The 20,735-nt window shown below is 64.8% G+C and carries 14 protein-coding genes, 1 tRNA gene and 1 pseudogene; 8 read left to right on the plus strand and 8 right to left on the minus strand.

From position 1 onward, the window contains the following. Positions 1-19 precede the first annotated feature (19 nt). Positions 20-2,647 carry a trehalase-like domain-containing protein gene (locus QFZ65_RS02535; RefSeq protein WP_306908009.1) on the plus strand — a complete coding sequence of 876 codons (2,628 nt, stop codon included), beginning with the start codon at positions 20-22 and terminating at the stop codon, positions 2,645-2,647. Here the strand turns inward: QFZ65_RS02535 and QFZ65_RS02540 are convergent. From QFZ65_RS02540 to QFZ65_RS02560, 5 genes and pseudogenes are all read right to left on the minus strand, one after another. Further along, entirely contained in the window at positions 2,644-3,468 is an 825-nt protein-coding gene (locus tag QFZ65_RS02540; RefSeq protein ID WP_306908010.1) for an HNH endonuclease family protein, read from the minus strand. The genes QFZ65_RS02535 and QFZ65_RS02540 overlap by 4 nt on opposite strands. A 112-nt stretch (positions 3,469-3,580) precedes the next feature. Continuing rightward, positions 3,581-4,713 (minus strand): annotated as a pseudogene (locus tag QFZ65_RS02545) (FAD-dependent oxidoreductase). 71 nt (positions 4,714-4,784) lie between these two features. Beyond that, on the minus strand, positions 4,785-5,711 hold the full coding sequence (locus tag QFZ65_RS02550) for an AEC family transporter (protein WP_306908011.1): 927 nt from the start codon (positions 5,709-5,711) through the stop codon (positions 4,785-4,787). A 126-nt stretch (positions 5,712-5,837) separates the two neighbouring features. Next, positions 5,838-6,269: an aspartate 1-decarboxylase gene (gene panD / locus QFZ65_RS02555; RefSeq protein WP_306908012.1), complete on the minus strand. Its 432-nt coding sequence runs from the start codon at positions 6,267-6,269 to the stop codon at positions 5,838-5,840. 60 nt (positions 6,270-6,329) lie between these two features. Beyond that, complete coding sequence (locus QFZ65_RS02560; protein WP_306912482.1) at positions 6,330-7,253, minus strand: LysR substrate-binding domain-containing protein; 924 nt, start codon at positions 7,251-7,253, stop codon at positions 6,330-6,332. 140 nt (positions 7,254-7,393) lie between these two features. Between QFZ65_RS02560 and QFZ65_RS02565 the strand changes: the two genes are divergently transcribed. Together QFZ65_RS02565 and QFZ65_RS02570 are read left to right on the plus strand one after the other, a co-directional pair. Next, positions 7,394-8,857, plus strand: a complete 1,464-nt coding sequence (locus QFZ65_RS02565) for an amino acid permease (RefSeq protein ID WP_306908013.1) — start codon at positions 7,394-7,396, stop codon at positions 8,855-8,857. Between the two features lie 253 nt (positions 8,858-9,110). Then, positions 9,111-12,653, plus strand: a complete 3,543-nt coding sequence (locus QFZ65_RS02570; protein WP_306908014.1) for a bifunctional proline dehydrogenase/L-glutamate gamma-semialdehyde dehydrogenase — start codon at positions 9,111-9,113, stop codon at positions 12,651-12,653. Between the two features lie 138 nt (positions 12,654-12,791). On the opposite strand, the gene QFZ65_RS02575 is transcribed toward QFZ65_RS02570, so the two are convergent. After that, positions 12,792-13,088, minus strand: coding sequence for a hypothetical protein (locus tag QFZ65_RS02575; RefSeq protein WP_306908015.1), 297 nt, complete (start codon positions 13,086-13,088; stop codon positions 12,792-12,794). A gap of 350 nt (positions 13,089-13,438) precedes the next feature. Further along, a tRNA-Gly gene (locus tag QFZ65_RS02580) sits at positions 13,439-13,512 on the minus strand. 276 nt (positions 13,513-13,788) lie between these two features. Here QFZ65_RS02580 and QFZ65_RS02585 point away from each other — a divergent pair. The 3 genes from QFZ65_RS02585 to QFZ65_RS02595 all read left to right on the plus strand — a co-directional run bounded on the left by QFZ65_RS02585 (position 13,789) and on the right by QFZ65_RS02595 (position 17,892). Next, positions 13,789-15,270, plus strand: a complete 1,482-nt coding sequence (locus tag QFZ65_RS02585) for an FAD-dependent oxidoreductase (protein WP_306908016.1) — start codon at positions 13,789-13,791, stop codon at positions 15,268-15,270. Between the two features lie 303 nt (positions 15,271-15,573). Further along, on the plus strand, positions 15,574-17,196 hold the full coding sequence (locus QFZ65_RS02590) for a sugar transferase (protein ID WP_306908017.1): 1,623 nt from the start codon (positions 15,574-15,576) through the stop codon (positions 17,194-17,196). A gap of 138 nt (positions 17,197-17,334) precedes the next feature. Further along, entirely contained in the window at positions 17,335-17,892 is a 558-nt protein-coding gene (locus QFZ65_RS02595; RefSeq protein ID WP_306908018.1) for an acetyltransferase, read from the plus strand. Between the two features lie 14 nt (positions 17,893-17,906). Here QFZ65_RS02595 and QFZ65_RS02600 read toward each other — a convergent pair whose 3' ends face one another. Next, on the minus strand, positions 17,907-18,689 hold the full coding sequence (locus QFZ65_RS02600; RefSeq protein WP_306908019.1) for an SGNH/GDSL hydrolase family protein: 783 nt from the start codon (positions 18,687-18,689) through the stop codon (positions 17,907-17,909). Positions 18,690-18,730: 41 nt separating this feature from the next. Between QFZ65_RS02600 and QFZ65_RS02605 the strand changes: the two genes are divergently transcribed. Continuing rightward, positions 18,731-19,579, plus strand: a complete 849-nt coding sequence (locus QFZ65_RS02605; protein WP_306908020.1) for a glycosyltransferase family 2 protein — start codon at positions 18,731-18,733, stop codon at positions 19,577-19,579. Then, positions 19,572-20,726: a glycosyltransferase gene (locus tag QFZ65_RS02610; protein WP_306908021.1), complete on the plus strand. Its 1,155-nt coding sequence runs from the start codon at positions 19,572-19,574 to the stop codon at positions 20,724-20,726. The genes QFZ65_RS02605 and QFZ65_RS02610 overlap by 8 nt, the downstream gene beginning before the upstream one ends. Positions 20,727-20,735: the final 9 nt, after the last annotated feature.

Genomic DNA, 20,735 nt, shown 5'->3' on the forward strand with positions numbered 1-20,735 from the left:
TATCCGAAGGACTCCGCCCATGCCCACCCCGCTCAACCAGTCCCTCGCCGACTCTGCCCTGCTGACAAAATCCCTGCCCCTGGGCCTGCTTCGCGCCTTTGTGCAGAGCAACGCGTCCGACGACGGGCTGACGCCCCACCTGCTCGCGGAGCTGAAGATCCTGGCCCGTACGCCGGGGCTGCTCGTGGCCTGCAATTACGGCGGGACGCTGTGCTCGGCGGAGGGCATTTCCACGGAGACGCTTCCGCTGGGCAGTGCGGCGATCGCGTTGCGGGCGCTGGCCGCCCTCCCGAACACCCACGCCGCCGTCATCTCCGGGCGCTCCCTGCGGGATCTGGCCGCCGTCTCCCGGCTCCCGGCGGAAGTCCACCTTGTCGGCTCGCACGGTGCCGAATTCGATATGGGCTATGCCCACGGGCTGTCCTTGGCCACGGAACTCGTGCTCCAGCAGGCCAGCCAGGCGCTGGCCGAAACGGTCGGCGCGTACCGCGGCATCACCATCGAGCGGAAGCCGGTCGCCGTGTCCGTCCACACCCGCCCGGCCGAACCCGACGTCGTCGCACTCGCCGTCAAACAGGCCGAAGAGATCGCCCGGACGCACGGGCTGTCCTTTATCGTGGACGGCTCGGTCCTGGACTTGTCCGTGGTGGAACCCTCCAAGGCCTCCGCCCTGGAGCACCTACGCTCGATGCTCGGGGTAAGCGCGGCACTCTATGCGGGCGACGCCGACAGCGATGAACTTGCCATCGCCACCCTCCGGGGTCCGGATATGGGCCTGCGCGTGGGGGAGGGCCCGACGGCGGCCCGGCACCGGCTGCGCGACCCTGAGTCGTTCGCCCGGGTCCTGGCCATCCTGTTTGAGCTGAGGCGGGCCTGGCTTTTCGGGGAGGACGCGGTCGGCCTGGAACGGCATTCCCTGCTCGGCAACGGCTCGTCCACGGCACTCATCACCCCCGACGCCAAAGTCTGCTGGATGAGCCACCCCCTGCCCGATTCGGGGTCGCTCTTCGCCCATCTCCTCGGCGGGGACGCGGCCGGGCACTTCTCAGTGGCACCGGTGAAGGCGTCGCAGGTGCTGGGGCAGCGTTATGTCGACAGCACCATGATCGTGGAAACCCGGTGGGCCGACGTCACCGTCACCGACTACCTGGAACCCGCTCCCGAGGGCATCACCAGCCTGGTGCGGGCGATCTCAGGAACCGGCACGGCGAGAATCGTGTTCGCGCCCCGGCCTGACTACGCGAACGCGCCCTTCAGTATGGAGGTCCGCGGGTCGGAACTCCACGTGGTAGGCACCTCCGATCCGATTATCCTGCTGGCACCTGGTGTCAGTTTCGGTATTGCGACCGATGGACGCCATGCGACGGCCACGGCCGACGTGGACCTCCGGGACGGCCCAGTCGTGCTCAACCTGCGCTGCGGCGACACCGAATCGGCGCGCCCGGCGACGCGGCCCGAAGACGCGCGCCGCGCCGCCGTCGCCCTTCACTCGCGGCGCTGGGTGCGTGAGTTGCAACTGCCCGGTGTCAAACCATCGCTGGTGCTGCGCTCCGCCCTCGTGCTGCGCACCCTGGTGCACGAGCCCACGGGTGCCGTGCTGGCCGCGCCGACGACCTCGCTGCCGGAGGGGATCGGCGGCACCCGGAACTGGGACTACCGGTACTGCTGGCTGCGGGACGGATCCATGACGGTCAACGCACTCGTGGGACTCGGCTCGACGGCGGAGGCGGAAGGATTCCTCGGCTGGCTGGGGCGGATACTCGCTCATGCGCGTGGTCCGGAATGGTTGCATCCCCTTTACTCGGTGACCGGGGCGCCGTTGTCCACGGAAGCCATCATCGAGAGCCTGCCGGGGTACGCGGGCTCCCGGCCGGTCCGGATCGGCAACGCCGCGGACCATCAGGTGCAGCTGGATGTGTTCGGGCCGATTGCCGAGTTGATCGATGCACTGGGCAAGCGGAACGGGGTCCTGCCGGACGCGCACTGGAACCTCATGGTGCAGATGGCCTCGGCCGTGCTGGCCCGCTGGCGTGAGCCGGACCATGGGATTTGGGAGGCCCGCCGCGCGCCCCGGCACCACGTCTACACCAAGGTGATGTGCTGGGTGACGCTGGACCGGGCGCTGCGCGCGGCCGCCCGGCACGGCAGGATGCCGCTCCCTGCCTGGGAGCAGGAGGCTGCCACTATCCGCGAGGAGGTCCTGCGCGAGGGCTGGGACGACGGTGCCGCTTCCTACACCGTCGCCTACGACAGCCCCGACCTGGACGCCGCCGTGCTGCATATCGGACTCTCCGGGCTGCTGGAGGTGAACGACCAACGCTTTTTGGACACGGTCATCGCCGTGGAACGCGAGCTGCGGGTCGGCCCCACAGTGTTCCGGTACCGTTACGACGACGGCCTTCCCGGGCTTGAAGGCGGGTTTCACATCTGCACCACCTGGTTGATCGAGGCCTATGTTGCGGTGGGGCGGATTGATGAGGCCTGGGACCTTTTCGACCAGCTCGTGAACCTGTTCGGGCCGACCGGTCTGCTGCCGGAGGAGTACGATCCGGGCACCGAAACGCACCTCGGTAACCACCCCCAGGCGTACTCGCACCTTGGCTTCATCCGCTGCGCCCGGTTGCTGGACGGGCTGCCCAGGGCCTAGGCGGCAGGCGACGCCTGCTGGTTTGCGGGCGCCAGCGCGCCGGCGCAGTCGCTAAGAACCCGGGCCATGGCATCGTGCTCTGCCGGGGTTACCCACAGGGAGTAGCTGGACTTCACGGAAACCTGGCGGGCGACGTACTCGCAGCGGAAGGACTTGTTGGGCGGAAGCCAGGTGGCGGCGTCGCCGTCGCTTTTCTGCTGGTTGGTGGGGCCGTCCACCGCGAGGAGGTTCAGGGGATCGTTGGCAAAGGACACGCGCTGGTCCGGGGTGAGCTGTTGGGCACCCTTCTGCCAGGCGTCACTGAGCGCCACGACGTGGTCGATCTGCACGGCGGTGCTGGTGCTGTTGCCGCGCAGGAAGTTGATCAGGGTGCCGGTGTAGGGGTCATTCAGGATGCCCGATAGGACCACGCAGTCCCTCGTGCCGGGTTTGACGGCGAGAGCGGAGAGGTCGCGGTGGAGCATGTCATTGCGGGTGTCGCAGCCGTTGCCGTCCACATCGGTCCACGCCTGGCCGAACTGGTCCCGCGAGTACGCCGTCTTGGCAGCCCGGCCCTTGACCGGAAGTGTCGCGAGCACGTCCAGGGCCTTGCTTGCAGCGGCCGGCTGGAGGTGCGGGGCATCCGTCCGGGACGGGGTCGCGCGGGGTGCGGCTTCACCGGTAACCGAACTCGTGACGGTAGCCGACGGACTGGCTTCCACGCCTGCACACGCCGTCGTGGAAACAATCAGCACGGCGGCCAGGCCCCGGACGATCCAGTCGACGGCGCGTGGGCGGCGCCCAGTTCGCGCCTGCAGGCGACGGTACGGAACGCTGTTCAACTGTCTCCCCGGTCCAAGTGTGTGTGGGCCGGCTCAGCCCGCATCCAAGCCTAGCGGTGCGGGCCGGACCGGGGGCCCGACCACGCCGGTGGTCCCGGTCGGGAGGATTCGATCAGCGCACACCGGGCCTGGAGGCCGAGAAAATCGCGGGCGCACCGCCTTCGCCAGTCGCGAGATCGGCGAGGATGCGTCCCACCACCGGAGTGAACTTGAACCCGTGGCCGGAGAAGCCCGCGCCGATGACGATGGGTCCGATGCGATCCAACACGAAATCCTCATCGACCGTGGACGTGTACGTGCAGCTGATGTCGGTGAGGGAGTCCGGGTCGACGCCCGGCAGCCAACGGCGGGCGTAGTCCTGCAGGGCCGCCCGCTGCCGGGGCTCCGGCGAGAAGGATCTCCGGTCCGGGTCCACCATCGGCCCCACACCGTGCCAGCCCGCCTTGATCCCCTCCCCGGGCGTTGGCATCCCGTAAACCGGCGAGTACCAATGCGCGTACTCTTCCCCCTGCCCGGGAAAATGGTTGAATCCGGGCCAGACGGCGCCTTCGTCGGTGACAGCGAAATGGGCGGGCTGCTCCTGCGTGACGGTCAGCCGGGGCAGTCCCGCCACCCCGGCGAGCAGCTTGGTGGTCCACCCGCCCGCGGTGACTATGGCCTGCCGCGCGGCCATGGAATAGGTGCTGCCGTCCTCCTCCACCGTGAGGCGGACGCCGTCGTCGCGGATTGCCAGTTCCAGGACCTTCGCCCGGTGGTGTATGTCCGCTCCGTTTGAGACGGCGAGGCGCGCTGCATCACCGGCAGGGCGATGTCCGGGTTCAGCTGGCCGCCGTCGGGCATGTGCAGAACCCGCTGGTTGAAGCGGATGCCGCGCCAGCGTTCTGCTGCCTCCGACGCGGGGAGGAATTCAGCCCGGAGCCCCACCGCCAGCAGCGCGTTTTGAACGTCGCCGAGCCGGGGATCGGTGCCGTGGTTCACGACGCCGGTGCGCGCCAGGAGCTGCTCCCCGCCGTCGGTTTCGAGCTCGCTCCAGAGCGACGCGCTCTCCGCCAGCATGGCCACATAGTGGGGGTTGGCGTAGGCCAGGTTGAAGTTCCGGGTGGCGCCATGCGATGCACCGTTGCGGTGTCCTGGTCCAAACTGTTCGAGCAGGGTCACGTCGCGGCCGCGCCGGGACAGAGCCCAGGCGGCGGCGGAACCCATTGCCCCGCCACCGATGACAACAGTGTCCGTATTTGTTCTCAATTGTCCTCCAATGGTTCCGGGTGAGGCGTACGGAAGGGGAGCTGGCGGGATCAGGCGGCAGGTCGGACGTCTCAGGCCAGAAGCAGGGCCACGCCGATCATGGCAGGTACGGCTACGACCGTCGTGATCAGTACCGTGTCCTTCGCGACGGTGATTCCCGTCCGGTACCGGCTCGCGGCGACAAATACATTCTGAGCCGTGGGCAAGGCGGACGTGACAACAGCGGCGAAGAGGGCCTGGCTGTCCAGGCCAAGGGCGAAGCGGGCGAACAGGTACGCCAGAAGGGGATGCACGATGAGCTTGAAGCCACTGGCCAAAAGGGCGTCCAAGCGCCGGCCGCCATCGGCCTGCAGCGGCCGGGAGCCGTTGAGGCTCATGCCGAAGGCGATCAACATGGCCGGTATGGCGGCGCCGCCGATCAGGTGGATCGGCTCCATCACGATCGCCGGGACCTGCAAACCCGTCCCGGCCACAAGCAAGCCCAGTCCGGTACCCACGATCATGGGATTCCGGAGGATCATCAGCACGAACCCGACAGGCGTGGTCCGGTGGGCGCTGGTGGTGGCGTCAAGGGCCATGAGGAAGAGCGGGGTGAAGAACGCCAGCTGGAAAATAAGCAGGGGCGCCACATAGCTGGCACTGCCGAGGACGTATACCGCGATAGGAATACCCAAGTTCGCGGAGTTGGCCAGCGACGCACTCATAGAGGAGATCAGCGACTCCGGCAGCGTCCGCTTGAGCAGGAACCGCACGATCCCGAAATAGAGGGCTGCAGTGGCGACTCCGCCGACCGTCGCCACCAGCAGCGGCGCCGCAAAGACGTCATTGAGCTTCGCTTTGCTGAGCGTTTCGAACAGCAGGGCGGGGCTGGCGACGAAGAAGGTCAGTGCGCTGAGAACCGAGCGGGCGTTCTCGCCCAGGATTCCCCGCCGGCCAACGAACATCCCCACCAGGATGATGAACCAGACCACAAAAAAGCCTGCGAGCACCCCTAGCACGCGGCAGCCCGGCGCGTCAGGGGAAGGGATCGGGTGGGGGTCACCTTCCCACAATAATCAGCTTTATTTGCTCCGCCCGCCTGTTACGCCATAAACGCCCCCGCGTCGGGGAGGCAATAGCCGCCGTCAGATCGCGCTGGCGTTGTTCAGCGCGTGCGGCGGCCGCATCAGCCCCGGCGTGTAGCCGTCCTCCGCGGGGTCATCGCCGATCTCCACGATCTTATTGTCCTTGTCCACATGGACCACGCGGGGCGTGTACGCCCTGGCCTCGTCCGTGGTCATCTGGGCGTAGGTAATGAGAATGACGACGTCGTTCTCGTGCATGAGGTGCGCGGCCGCACCGTTGATGCCGATGACGCCGGAGCCGCGCTCGCCGGCGATCGTGTAGGTCTCCAGCCGTGCGCCGTTTGTAACATCTACGATCGCCACCAGCTCACCGGGAAGGATGTCGGCGGCCTCGAGCAGGTCCAGGTCCACGGTGACGGAACCGACGTAGTGGAGGTCCGCATGCGTGACCGTGGCGCGGTGGATCTTGGACTTGAAAATTGTTCGATTCATGACATCTCAAGTCTAGCGTCGCGGTGTTCCACTGGCTGTGAGCCAGGGAACACCGGCGGCTCAGCCCGGCGGGGACGCGGTTGCGGGAGAGATGGACGCAGCCGTCTCGGCCAGGATCTCCCGCGTCGCCAGAATGGCGGGCCGCTTGGCGCCCGAGCGGCGGGCGGAGGTAAAGACCGTGCGGTGCGGGTCGCCGGGCAGTCTGATCAGTTGCGCTGTGGTTCCCCGCCCTGTCCAGACAAGGTCCGGCATCAGGGCAACAGCGTTGCCTGATTCGATCAGCCGGATCTGCGCTTGGAGGTCCGCCGTTTCGAAGCGGACATCGGGTTCGAAACCCGCGCTCCGGCACGCCTGTTCGGCCCAATGCCGCGATGCCGCCCCGCGGGGCTCCATGACCCAGGCCAGCTCCGCAGTGTCGGCGAGGGAGTTGACGGCCGGGCGGCTGGGCGACGACGGCGGAGCGGCGAGCCTGATCGCATCCTCCGTCAGCCGGATACGGTCCAGTTCGGCGTAGCGGGGGGCGGCATGGCCCGGGTACTGCTCGGCGATGACCAGGTCGAAGTCCCGGGCCCACGTCTCGTGGAGGGCCGTTTCGGGTTCGCGTTGCGTCATTTCGATCCGGACCTCGGGGTAGCTGGTCAGCATCCGGGTCAGCGCATCGGGCATGAGGGCCAAGGCCGCGGACTGGAAGACGGCGATCCGCACCGTCCCGGTGACTGTGGTGAGGGAGGCCGCCAAATCAGCCTCCGCCTGTTCCAGGGTCTCCAGCAGCTGGGCCGTGTGCGCCACGAGCACTTCTGCCTGGGGTGTCAGCTGGACGCGGCGCCCAGTCTTGCGCAGGAGCACCACACCGGCCTCTTTCTCCAGCAGCGCCAGCTGTTGCGAGACCGACGACGGACTGTACTGGAGCGCCTCGGCGACCTCGGCCAGCGTGCCGCGGATTTTCAGCTCGCGCAGGAGCCGCAAACGCCGGACGTCGAGCATCATGGTCCTTTGCGAATTCTAATGATTATTGATTAGGAGAATTCACTTTATCTAATGCAATTGGGCTTGCATACTGTTGTCTTGGGTAAGCCCCGTCACAGCGTGGATTGATGGGCAACAGAGCTGAGCAGGAGACCCAGATGAGTACAGAAAATATGGCCAAGTCAATCATGCGGAAGAAGCCCATTGATGACATCGAGGTCGAAAACAAACACAGCGGGCTGTTCAAGAGTCTCGGCCTCTGGCAGCTGACAGCAATCGGCGTCGGTGGCATCATCGGCGTCGGCATTTTCTCCCTCGCGGGCCTCGTGGCCCACGGCAGCGCGACGGAACCCGGCGTAGGTCCCGCGGTGCTGTTTTCCTTCCTGGTTGCGGGACTCGCGTCCGCGGCAGCGGCCTTGTCCTATGCGGAATTCGCCGGAATGATCCCACGGGCTGGGTCCGCCTACACCTATGGCTATGTGGCGCTGGGCGAAGTGATCGGCTGGTTCATCGGCTGGGACCTGCTGCTGGAATACATCGCCATCGTCGCCGTGGTGGCGATCGGCATCTCCGGCTACTTTGATGCGTTCCTCTCGGGCATCGGCATACACATGCCCACCTGGATGACCGCGACGGCGGACGAGGGCACCGGCGGCGTCGTGAACATCCCCGCTATCGTCGTCTGCCTTCTCGTCACCTGGATCCTCTCGCGCGGTACCAAGACTTTCGGACGCTTCGAGCTGGTTGCGGTGGCCATCAAAGTCGTCCTGATCCTGTTCATCATCGGCCTGGGTGTCTTCTACATCAACGCGGACAACTACAACCCGTTCATGCCCAGCGGCATAGGCCCGGTTTTCGCGGGTGCCGCGACGGTGTTCTTCGCCGTGTTCGGTTACGACGCCATGAGCACCGCGGCCGAGGAGGCGACGGACGGCAAAAAGCACATGCCCAAGGCCATCCTCCTCTCCCTGCTCATCGCCATGCTCCTGTATGTTGCCGCCACCCTGGTGCTTACGGGAATGCAGAACTTCCGGGACATCGACCCGAAGGCCGGTTTCGCGTCAGCCTTCACGGGCGTGGGGCTGCCCGTCATCGCCACGATCATCTCCGTGTTCGCGGTACTCTCCATCCTCACCGTGATGCTGACCTTCCTCCTCGGCGTAACCCGCGTCTGGTTCTCCATGAGCCGCGACGGCCTGCTTCCCGGCTGGTTTTCCAAGACCGACCGCCACGGCACGCCGCAGCGGGTCACCTGGATCGCCGGCGTCGCTTCCGCCCTGCTGGCCGGTGTGTTCCCGATCAAGGCCGTTGCGGACCTGACCAACATCGGCATCCTGGCCGCCTTCGTGGTGGTCTGTGTGTCCGTCATCGTTTTCCGCTACAGGAAGCCCGATGCCCCGCGGACCTTCCGCCTGCCGCTGATGCCGCTGGTGCCCGCATTCGGCGTCGTGTCCTCGGGGTTCCTGATGCTGCAGCTGCACTGGGAGACCTGGCTGCGGTTCATCGTGTGGCTCGTGATCGGACTGGTGATCTACTTCGGCTACGGCCGGAGGCACTCGCTGATGAACCCCGACAGTCCCCGGCACGCAGAAGCTGTGGAGATGCACCGCAGCGTCGGCTAGTAAGCGACGTTCCCTCGGATCCGGCCCGAAGACCACAAACCCTCTCTCACTCGTTGAGGGAGGGTTTGTCGGTGTGCCGCCAAAGGTGAGGGAGCGTTGGGCCGGGAGGATCCGGAGGTGAGGGAGCGTGTGCGGAGAAAGCTTCAACTTTTCTAACCTGTATTCCTCAGAAAACATCGCTTTATCTTATGAAAATCCGGTTGCATACTGATTCTTAGAACGGTCCCTTTTCGAGAAAGAACGAGACGCAGCCATGACCAACATCTCCACGGAGCCCCGCGCCAACACCGGCAGCGCGGCCGGGGCCGCCGCCGTTTCAGAAGGCTCCCCCGTCCTGGAGGCCGCCGGCCTCGCGGAAGGCGCCATCGCGCTGGTCCGCCACTGGCTCACCGAAGCCGCCCGGGTCCCCGTCGACGCCTCGGCCCAGCAGCTCGCCGGGGTCCTGAAGGACCCCAATGGCCTCGACTTCACCGTCGGGTTCGTCGACGGCGTCGTCCGCCCCGAAGACCTGCAGGTCGCCGCCCGCAACCTCGCAGCGCTGGCCCCCAAGGTCCCGGCCTTCCTGCCCTGGTACATGCGCAGCGCCGTCCGCCTCGGCGGCACCATGGCTCCGGTCCTGCCGCAGGTGGTCATCCCGGTGGCCCGCCGCGTGCTCCGGGAAATGGTCGGCCACCTCATTGTCGACGCCACCGACGCCAAGCTGGGCCCGGCGATTGCCAAGATCCGCAAGGACGGCATCAAGCTGAACGTCAACCTCCTTGGCGAGGCCGTGCTCGGTGAGCACGAAGCCTCCCGCAGGCTCGAGGGCACGCACACCCTGCTGTCCCGGCCCGATGTCGACTACGTCTCGATCAAGGTCTCCTCCACCGTGGCCCCGCACTCCGCCTGGGCTTTCGACGAAGCGGTCGAGCATGTCGTCCAGAAGCTCACCCCGCTCTTCACCCGTGCCGCTTCCTTCGCCGGCGGCGGGCAGAATGCCAAGTTCATCAACCTGGACATGGAGGAATACAAGGACCTGGACATGACCATCGCGGTCTTCACCCGGATCCTGGACAAGCCCGAGTTCAAGGACCTCGAGGCCGGCATCGTGCTGCAGGCTTACCTCCCGGATGCCCTTGCCGCCATGATCCGGCTGCAGGAGTGGGCCGCGGCCCGACGTGCCAGCGGTGGCGCGGCCATCAAGGTCCGTGTCGTCAAAGGCGCCAACCTGCCGATGGAGCAGGTCGAGTCTTCGCTGCACGATTGGCCGCTCGCCACGTGGGGCACCAAGCAGGATTCGGACACCAACTACAAGCGCGTCATCAACTACTCGCTGCACCCGGACCGGATCAAGAACATCCGCATCGGCGTCGCAGGCCACAACCTCTTCGACATCGCGTTCGCCTGGCTGCTGGCGAAACAGCGCGGCGTGGAATCGGGCATCGAATTCGAGATGCTGCTCGGTATGGCCCAAGGCCAGGCCGAAGCAGTCAAGAAGGACGTGGGCTCCCTCCTGCTCTACACGCCTGTGGTTCATCCCGCCGAGTTCGACGTCGCGATCGCATACCTGATCCGCCGGCTCGAAGAGGGCGCCAGCCAGGACAACTTCATGTCGGCGGTCTTCGAACTGGGCGGAAATTCCGCAGAAAGCAGCGCGCTCTTCGAGCGCGAAAAGCAGCGCTTCCTCGCCTCCCTCGCCCAGCTCGACGACGCGGTCCCGCCGCCCAACCGCCAGCAGGACCGCAGCCTCCCGGCCGCGCCGATGCCGCAGGACTCCTTCGAGAACACCCCGGACACGGACCCCTCGCTTCCGGCGAACCGCAACTGGGGGCGGGCAATCCTGGAGCGCGTCCCGACTTCCATCCTCGGCAACGCCGCCGTGGATGCTGCCACCATCGACGACGAGCAGACCCTCAACACGGTGATCGAGACCGCCGTCGAGAAGGGCAAGGCGTGGGGTGCCTTGTCCGGCGCCGACCGCGCCGCGGTCCTGCACCGCGCCGGCGAGGTGCTTGAATCGCGCCGTGCGGAGCTGCTCGAGGTCATGGCCAGCGAGACCGGCAAGACCATCGACCAGGGCGACCCCGAAGTCAGCGAAGCTGTTGACTTCGCGCACTACTATGCCGAATCCGCCCGCAAGCTCGACGACGTCGACGGCGCAACGTTTGTCCCCGCGAAGCTGACCGTGGTGACCCCGCCGTGGAACTTCCCGGTCGCCATCCCGGCCGGCTCCACGCTCGCGGCCCTCGCCGCCGGTTCCGCCGTCGTGATCAAGCCGGCCAAGCAGGCCCGCCGCAGCGGCGCCGTCATGATCGAGGCCCTCTGGGAGGCCGGGGTGCCGCGCGATGTGCTCACCATGGTCCAGCTGGGTGAGCGGGAGCTCGGCCGGCAGCTGATCTCGCACCCCGCAGTGGACCGCGTCATCCTGACCGGCGGCTACGAGACGGCCGAGCTGTTCCGGTCCTTCCGCAAGGATCTCCCCCTGCTGGCCGAAACCAGCGGCAAGAACGCCATCCTCGTCACGCCCAGTGCCGACTTGGACCTCGCCGCCAAGGACGTGGCGTACTCGGCCTTCGGCCATGCCGGGCAGAAGTGCTCCGCGGCATCCCTTGTGATCCTCGTTGGATCGGTGGGCAAGTCGAAGCGTTTCCACAACCAGCTCATCGACGCCGTCTCGTCGATGAAGGTCGGCTACCCCGAGGATCCGACGAGCCAGATGGGCCCGATCATCGAACCCGCCGGGGGCAAGCTCCTCGACGCCCTGACCACCCTGGGCGAAGGCGAGAGCTGGGCCATCGAGCCGAAGAAGCTGGATGAATCCGGCAGGCTGTGGAGCCCCGGCGTCCGCTCCGGAGTCCGGCGTGGATCCTACTTCCACCTGACCGAATTCTTCGGTCCCGTGCTCGGCGTCATGACCGCCGACACCCTGGAAGAAGCGATCGCCATCCAGAACCAGATCGACTACGGGCTCACGTCCGGCCTGCACTCCCTCGACGCGGAGGAGCTGGGTGTCTGGCTGGACACCATCCAGGCCGGCAACCTCTACGTCAACCGCGGCATCACCGGTGCCATCGTGCAGCGCCAGCCCTTCGGCGGCTGGAAGAAATCCGCCGTCGGCGCCGGAACCAAGGCCGGCGGCCCGAACTACCTCGTCGGCCTCGGCGACTGGACCAGCAAGGCCAGCACTGCCGCCGCCACTCCGGACTCCGCTCCCACCCCGTCGGGAGTGCGCCGGATCGAAAACGCGGCCAAGGGCTTCCTTGGCGCCGACGAGCTGGAGCTGCTCCGGCGGGCCCTTGCTTCAGACGCCGCGGCTTGGGCCGAGGAGTTCGGTACGGCCAAGGACGTCTCCGCTCTGAGCGCCGAACGCAACATCTTCCGGTACCGGGCGCTGCCGGTGACGGTACGCCTCTCTGAAGGGGAGCCGCTCGTTCATCTGGTCAGGACTGTAGCTGCCGGCGTTCAGGCCGGATCCACGCTCACAGTCTCCAGCGGCGTCGAGCTTCCCGCCCCGCTCCGCACAGTCCTGTCCGGCCTCGGCATCGACGCGACCGTGGAGGACGACGCCGAGTGGCTGGCGGCCGCAGGCAGGCTTGCCGCGGCGGGCACGCTGTCCGGTGGCCGGATCAGGCTTATCGGTGGCAATGCGAAGGCTTTGGCTGAGGCCACGGGCGGCCGTCCTGACCTGGCCATCTACTCCCACCCGGTCACCGAGGCCGGCCGTGTCGAGCTGCTGCCGTTCCTTCACGAACAGGCCATCAGCATCACGGCGCACCGCTTCGGCACTCCCAACCACCTTTCGGACCGCCTGATCTAGTTCCGAGCGCCCGGCACAACACCCCGCCTGGCACAACACCCCGCCCGGCACAAGACAATGAGCCGGGCGGCCACCCTCCGATGGTGGCCGCCCGGCTCAGGCTTTTAAGCGGCTGGTTTATCCGGGGCGCGTCAGGGCTCAGCCAAAATACCAGCCGGGCGGCGCCCAGGAGGCCGGTACGGCGTGGGCGGAGTAGTCGTCACAGCCGGAGCAAAAGTACGTGACCTCACCGAGCCGGCTCACCGAGCCGTCCCTGCGGTAGGTGGCCGGGACAAAGGTCTCCAGGTAGATGAATTCGTCCGTACCGCACCGTTCGCAGTACGGATTGGTGGCGTAGTCGGCATCTGCCAGGGATAGTGGGTGGGCGTCGCGGCGGGCCCGGCTCGAATGCTGGGCGGCGGCACCGCGATGGGTTGCCGGCGTCAGTGGACGCATCGGCGGGTGCGTGCGTACCTCTGCGGGAGCTGGCGCATGTGGGTGGTTAGCGGCTGGCGTCATTGTCGGCCTATCCCGAACGCTCCGGTGGCGCTGCCTGACGGCAATCCCCACGCGAGCGTACGTTTTCTGATCGTTGTCGGAGCCTCTTCTTGACCCTCAACGTCTTCAGGATAGGGCACCTACTGCGGGTGATCAATGGTCCGAGTAGGTACACCTCCGAGTAGCGCACGCGGGTACGGTGGGTGCGCGTTCGGCGAACCGTTAGCGCTGAACCAGTAGAGGCCGAAGATCAATCCGAAGGCCCGGCAGGGTAGAACCGCGAGCGTCAAGCGAGGGAAAGGCGGTCATGGAGCGGCTGACGGGAATCGAACCCGCGTATCGAGCTTGGGAAGCTAGCGCTCTACCATTGAGCTACAGCCGCGTTGCTGCGCATTTCAGCGCTGCGGAAACCAGCTTACAACAGCGCGAGCACTTCCCCGCACACGTGCGAGCAGCGGTTCGCCAAACGCTTTTGGTCCCTGCAATGCCCTGGCGCTGGATCCTTCGTAATGTCAGTGATTCGGGAAACTCCGGACATGGCCAACTCGAGTTGTGCCTGCAACAATGTCCGGGGAGCTCCTAGCCACGTCCGGAGGAGCGGGAAACGGCATCGACGGGGGCACAATGCAATATTCAGGACCGCAGGTTAAGAGCCCAAATGTTTGACGTTTGTGTCGTCGGTGGCGGCACCATGGGCTTATTCCTTGCAGCGGAGCAATCAGCTAGGGGCAAGAGTGTCATCTTGCTGGAAGCAGGACGAAGCCCCGGAGAAAACAAGGATCAGCTCCTGGGCTCGCGCCCGGTTCGTGGTTCTCACCGGGGCTCGGAGCAGGCGTGGACCACCGGCTTGGGAGGTACGAGTCAACTGTGGGGCGGCCAGCTGTGGCCCTGGCAGGATTGGGAGTTTGCCGGGTTGCCGCAGAAGGGCATCAGCGCGTGGCCCCTCGACTTCGGCGACGTCAGCCCATATTACGAGCGTGTTCTGCGGGCGTTGGGTCTTCCAGCAACCCACGCGCAGATACACGGCCGCTTCGGGTTTGCCAGCAAGCTTCCCACAGTGCCCGTAGGCGATTACTCCCTCAAGTACTCGTCGTGGATTGATCGTTCCCGGAGAAACTTTGGCAAGAACGCCGCGATCCGAGCGCAGCTGCGGAATGTAACTGTACGGCAGGGCGCTGTAGTGAACCGCATAAATGAAACCGGTTCGGGAACAGCCCACATTGAGCTCCGGGACGATTCCGGGGCGTTGTCAACAGTATCGGCAAAGAAGGTTGTGCTGGCCGCTGGAACGCTGGGCAACGCCCGCATTCTTCGGAATTCTGAAGTGTCACAGGATCTGCCGGCGCTGGGGCGGGGATTTCTGGACCACGTTTCCAAACGCATTGCACGAGTTGACGTCCTGGACTGGAACAAGTTCCGCGCCTTTTCCGCGCCTAAAAGCGTCCGGGGCGTTCTCGCTTCACCACGCATTGTACCGGGCGTGACATTATTAAATGCACATCAGCTGTTGCCTTGCTACGCCCACTGGGAATTCGCCTCGCCCAGCAGTGGGGCCGTGGCATCGTTGAGAGCCTTGTTGCGGGCCGGCCAGACCGGTGAACCGCGGCCGCCCCTTTCCACGACGTTGGCCAATATGTGGGGTGAATCCGGTGAATTGATCGAGGCCGTGGCTCGAAGCGTGAGGTACAGGGAGCGGCCTGTGCCGACGTCTAGCAAGCCGTATCTGCGGCTCGATGTGCAACAGCCGACCCGGCACGACGTCCAACTCACGTGGTCAGGAAACAACGCGGAGCCTGATTTCCCCAACCTGTCTCTTGCCTGGCGCACTGGCAGGGAGGAGGACGCAACCGCCCACGCCATAACCCACAGACTCGTGGACTTTCTCAATTCCCTCGATATCGGTGCCGCGGTGCACGAGTTGCCTCCAGGCGACACGTTTGAAGATATCTTCCACATGATGGGCGGAACCCGAATGTCGGGAACGCCCGCAGAGGGAGTCGTGGATCCGGACTGCAAGGTTTTTGGCACTGCCAGTGTCTTCGTCGCCGGGGCGTCCGTTTTTCCAAGCGGAGGTATGGCCAACCCCACTTTCACGGCACTCGCCCTGACAGCAAGGATCGGCGACAAAATCGCGGACTAGCAGGTAGGGCCGCGTAGTGCAGTCGCGACTCCGGGTAATGGATACAAGTAGTGGACCCGGGACGGGCAACGTGACGAGTGGCCGGGGACTCGAAGAGGGGTAGAACCCACTCGTGTGCAGCTGAATGCCATCTAATTTACTTGGGGAGACCACACCCAACCACGTCGCTAGAAGGTCTCCTATGTATAAGCAGAAGTTGATGCTGGTCCGTCAGTCGTTGCCAACGGGTGGGCGACGTTACCGACCGGGGCCACAGGAACAGGGCCGCCTTAACGGTCAACGGCCGGGGCGCAGGCGGCAGCCATGAGTGAGCTCAAGCAGCGGCCTGAGGTTCGCGCCTTGGTTCGACCGCCGGCCCCCGTCCTAGTTCCGTCTGGCTCACAAGTTTCGCAGGGGCCGGGGGGCGTCGCCACTGTGGCTCTCCCTTCGCCGACATTCACGTTTCCGGACTTCAAGGCGGCCAGGCCGGGGCGGCTAGAAGGCAGCAAGCAGCGCGAGGGCCTTCGTTGGGCGAAACGATACCGCCACCTGCTTCTTGTCGCCGACGCCCTGGTCATTACCGCAGTGACCGCCGCCGCGCACCTCACTCGGTTCGGACTCAGCACAGCGAGCACGGTCGAATTCGGCAATGTTCGTGTCGATTATCTGTACATCTCCTTAGCTATTGCTGTGGCTTGGATGCTGGCACTCGGCCTCTATAAGAGCCGGGATACCCAGATCGTGGGAGTAGGTATTGACGAATACAGGCGCGTGGTTAGCGCGAGTGCGATGCTGTTGGGACTTATCGCCTTGTTGTGTTTTGTTTTGAATATCGACGTTGCCCGGGGATTCTTTGCACTGGCCCTCCCGGCCGGACTTATCGGGCTGCTGGTTGCTCGTTGCAGCCTGCGTCAGTGGCTGACCCGGCAGCGAGTCCGTGGTCATTATCTTTCCCGAGTGATCGTGCTGGGCAGGCCGAGCGACGTCCGTTATGTCGTCAGCCAGATCGAAAAGAAGTCCGGTGCCGCGTACAAGGTTGTGGGTGTTGCCCTCGCGGGCGGCAACGGCTTGGGCGCTTTCACTCAGGGTGGTCAGGTATTCGATGTGGTGGGGGACGAGCGGAGCGTTGTGGAAGCGGTGGCCTCCGTGGACGCTGACGCGGTGGTCGTCGCCGGGCCCATGAAGGGCGGCAGCCGTTACATCCAGCGGCTGGGCTGGAAACTCGAGCAGTCTTCCACGCAGTTGATTCTGACCACCGGCTTGACCAACGTTGCCGGTCCGCGGATCCATTCCCGGCCCGTTGAGGGACTGCCTCTTATGCACGTGGAGTTGCCCCAGTACTCCGGCGCAAAGCACGCCGTAAAGAGAATGTTCGACGTCGTCCTGGCGGCAGTGGCATCAGTGGCGTTGCTCCCGGTGTTCGTGTTCCTCGCAGTCATGATTAAGCGGGACAGCCCGGGGCCGGTCATTTTCCGGCAGGAACGTGTGGGCCGTGGCGGTGAGAAGTTCCACATGCTGAAGTTTCGTTCAATGGTCGTAACGGCCGAGGACGACCTTGAAGGTTTGCTTGAGCAGAATGAAGGCGCCGGCTTGTTGTTTAAGATGCAGAACGATCCACGGGTTACTGAGGTCGGACGGTGGATGCGGAAGTACTCTTTGGACGAGCTGCCGCAACTCTGGAACGTCCTTAAGGGCGACATGAGCTTGGTCGGCCCACGGCCTCCGCTGCAGCGGGAGGTCGACAAGTACCAGAACAAAGTCCTGCGGCGCCTGTACATCAAGCCGGGACTGACGGGCATGTGGCAGATTAACGGCCGGTCCGAGCTGAATTGGCGCGACAGTGTCCGACTGGATCTGTACTACGTCGAGAACTGGTCACTGGCAGGCGACCTCATCATCATCTGGCGCACCGCCAGGATGCTCATGAAACCCGTTGGCGCGTACTGAATGTTCCAAGGTCTCTGTTTTACGAAGGGGAAAGGCAAGACGATGATCACACCAGTTGCGGGGGCTAGTGGGGTTCGTGGAGGTCCAAATACGGCTCAGCCCCTCCGGGTGGGGGAGTCCGGTCGGCGGCAACCGCCAGTGATTGACCTGGCCCAAGCACCAGGGGCGGGGGAGGCATGGGACAAGCCGCGGGCGGTGGTCTACGCCTGGCGGATCTGTGAACTCTTGTTCGTCAGCAGCCCCTGGCAGATCAGTTCCCGGCTGAGGGTGGCCGCGCTGCGAGCCTTTGGATCGGAGATTGGGGAGAACGTGACGTTCCGGCCCCGCACCCGGGTCAGCTTTCCGTGGAAACTCCACATCGGGTCCGGGTGCTGGATTGGTGAAGGAGTATGGTTCCACAACCAAGACCACGTCTTCATCGGTTCCAACGTCGTGGTTTCGCAGGAATGCTTTATTACGACAGGGAGCCACCGGGCGCGCTCGGATATGGGTCTGGTAACGAGTCCGGTGCATATCGACGACGGCGCCTGGGTCACCTCGCGGTGCATGGTCTTGGGCGGCACCCACATCGGTCAGTCGGCCGTGGTGGAGCCCCTGACGGTTGTCCGGGGAGATGTCCCGGCGAACGCCGTCTACGGGCGACCCAACGGACCCACTGTGATCAGGGAGCGATTCCGGGAAGACGACGCCCGGTGATGGAACAATGCACCTTAGGGAGTGGTCGTGGTGGCCAGGTTCTTGGAAATTTCGACGTACATCTTTTCGGCCATGTACTGATGGCCCGCATCAGTGGGATGGACGCCGTCGCCGCCGATGAGTTTAGCGTTGGCGCCGAAGAACCAGCCTTCGCTGAGCGGGCTGACGAACGTAGCGCCGGCGGTAGATGCGGCAGCGGAAATCACCTGCGTGTTGGCGGAGATGAAGGCCGGTACATTCTCGTTAACCCAGGCCGGGCCTACCACGACCAGCTTCGCTTTCGGCGCCCGCTCGTGGATCTTTGCAAAGAGGTCTGTCGCAGCGGCTGTCATGGTCGCTGCGTCCTGCTTGCCGTCATTCCTGCTCCCGAAAACCAGGACCAGGTCGGCCGACGAGCGCAGCTGGGCAACAGCGGCTTCGGCGAATGTCAGTTTGTCGGGTCCCCGTGTGATGTAACCGCCACCGGGTACTGCCATGACGTTCATGTCGACGGGCCGCGACTCCGCGTAGAAGCGGGACCCCACGATCTTGGTCCAATTGGCCGCCCCGTAGCCGCCTTCGTCCGAACCGCCGACGTACGAGTCTCCGATGATGTCCACGTTGGGTACAGCGGGGTGACTGGTTGGAAGCGCAGCAGAGGAGGGGGCCGGAGCCGCGTTCACGTCGTTGTCCCGCATCGTCAGCGCCAGCAGCACAACGACGATTGCCACCACGGCGAGCAAACCGAATCCCAGCTCCTTTGCGTAACCGAACGGAAAAGACGTTTTGTTCCGGTTTCGAGGCTTCGAAAAATCCATTTCCAAATACTATCGGCAATCCACTCCTGAGGGGGAAGTGCATGCACAAGATACCAGTTTCGGTCCTTATCCAGACGAAAAATGAAGAGCCGAGCATCGAGAAATGCGTGGCAGCGCTCAGCGACTTCGACGAGGTCATCGTGGTCGACTCGAACAGTAGCGACCGCACCGCGGAGCTCGCCCGTGCCTGTGGTGCACAGGTGATCAACTTTACTTGGGATGGCAAGTTCCCGCAGAAGAAGCAGTGGCAGCTTCAGCACGCCCAGACCCGCCATCCCTGGATATTGTTTCTTGACGCCGATGAATATCCGAGCCCCGAGCTGATCGCGGAAATCGCCGCCATCGTCTCCAATCCGTCGGAGCACCGGGTGGCCTTTGACATCCCGATTTCATATTATTTCGCCGGCAGGGAGCTCAAGCACGGCCATCAGGTCGTGAAACGCACGCTCTTGAAGCGGGGCTATAACGAATACAAGGACACCGGTCTGGTGAAACTTCCGGTGATCACCGAGCTGGAAGTGCACTACCAACCCGAAGCGAATGGCGACGTGGGGCGGACCGAGGGCCTGCTCGCGCACCATGACCTTGACCCGGTGCGCACCTGGTTCGACAGGCACAATAAGTACTCCGACTGGGAAGCATACATCCATGCCGACCCGGTAATGACGCGCACCGTCCGCGCTTTCAAGAGCGACCAGGGGCAGCGCTTCGACGTTGTACCTTTCAAGCCGCTCGCGTTCTGGCTCTACAGCTACGTCGTCCGCCGCGGTTTCCTGGACGGACGGGCCGGCTTCGACTACGCAGTCGCGTTGGCGGGCTACTACTGGCAAATTGGCCTCAAGACGCGTGAACTCAAGCGCAGCGGCTGGCGGCTGGCTGATTATGTTTAAGCCGCCAGCTCCTGCCGGAGTGCCCTTGAGTGTGTTACAGGTCGGTGGTCTGGCGGGCCCAGGAGCCCTGGCCGGCGGAGTGTGGGCCGTCGCACGGATGCAGAGTGCCGGGCTGGCCCGCCTCGGTGCAACGGTTGAACTCGTCGGGGGGTGGTACGGGACTCTTCCAGCTGTACGGCCAGGGTCCCGCGAGGTTATCTTTCGAGTCCGAAGGCCGTATCGAGGTGCCCGTCTTAAGCTGCCGATCGGGGTGGGCATGGTCAAGCATGTGTGGAAGCGCGGGCGCGGCGTGGACATCGTCCAGCTTCACCTCTGCCGGGATTTCATCACCACCATCAGCGCACTTCTGCTTGGCCGTGCGGCCATTCCTGTCATCGCTCAAGCACACGGCATGCTTTCCGCGCCTGGCTCACGGGGTTTGCGCCTGTTCGATGCGCTCATCTTCAAGCAGGCAATGAAGGCACCCCGGTTGTGGTTGACTCTGACCGACGCCGAAGAACGGAATCTGGAATCTTTAGGCGTGCCGAGGACCAAGATGCGCAGGGTGGTCAACGCCACAGCGCTCCCCGGCATGGAGTGGGAGGACCCCCAGGAGACGACCTTTTTGTTCGTGTCCCGACTGGCACCGCGGAAACAGCCCACTGTATTTGTCGAGGCCGCAATCGGCCTCCTGCGGGAAGGATTGCAGGCTCGTTTCGTAGTGGCAGGACCAGACCAGGGCGAACTGCACGCCGTGCGCGCGCTAATCGATGCTTCTGGCTTCCAAGAGCACTTCGATCTACCAGGAGAGCTGACCGAGCAAGAGGTTCTGCAGGCCTTGGCCCACGTGACGGCGTTGGTCTTGCCTGCACGCGACGAGCCGTATCCGATGGTGGTCCTGGAGGCAGCCGCTGTGGGTACGCCCATCGTCCTTACCTCGGAATGCGGGCTGGCCTCCGCCTTGTCGGAGGCGGGCGCAGCATTGATTGCGGAACCCAACGCTGCTGCTTTCCGTAGGGCAATGGCCTCAGTCGGGCGCAATCCGGATCTGCGGCGGCAGTTGAGTGCACGGGCACGCGAGCTGCACTCACGTTTATGGTCCGCCGAATCCCTCGCAGAACGTCTCCTTGGCCTATATGCGGAGGCGATCGATGCAGGCCGGAACTGACTACCAACA

The organism is Arthrobacter sp. B3I9 (genome assembly GCF_030816935.1).
Classification (GTDB): domain Bacteria; phylum Actinomycetota; class Actinomycetes; order Actinomycetales; family Micrococcaceae; genus Arthrobacter.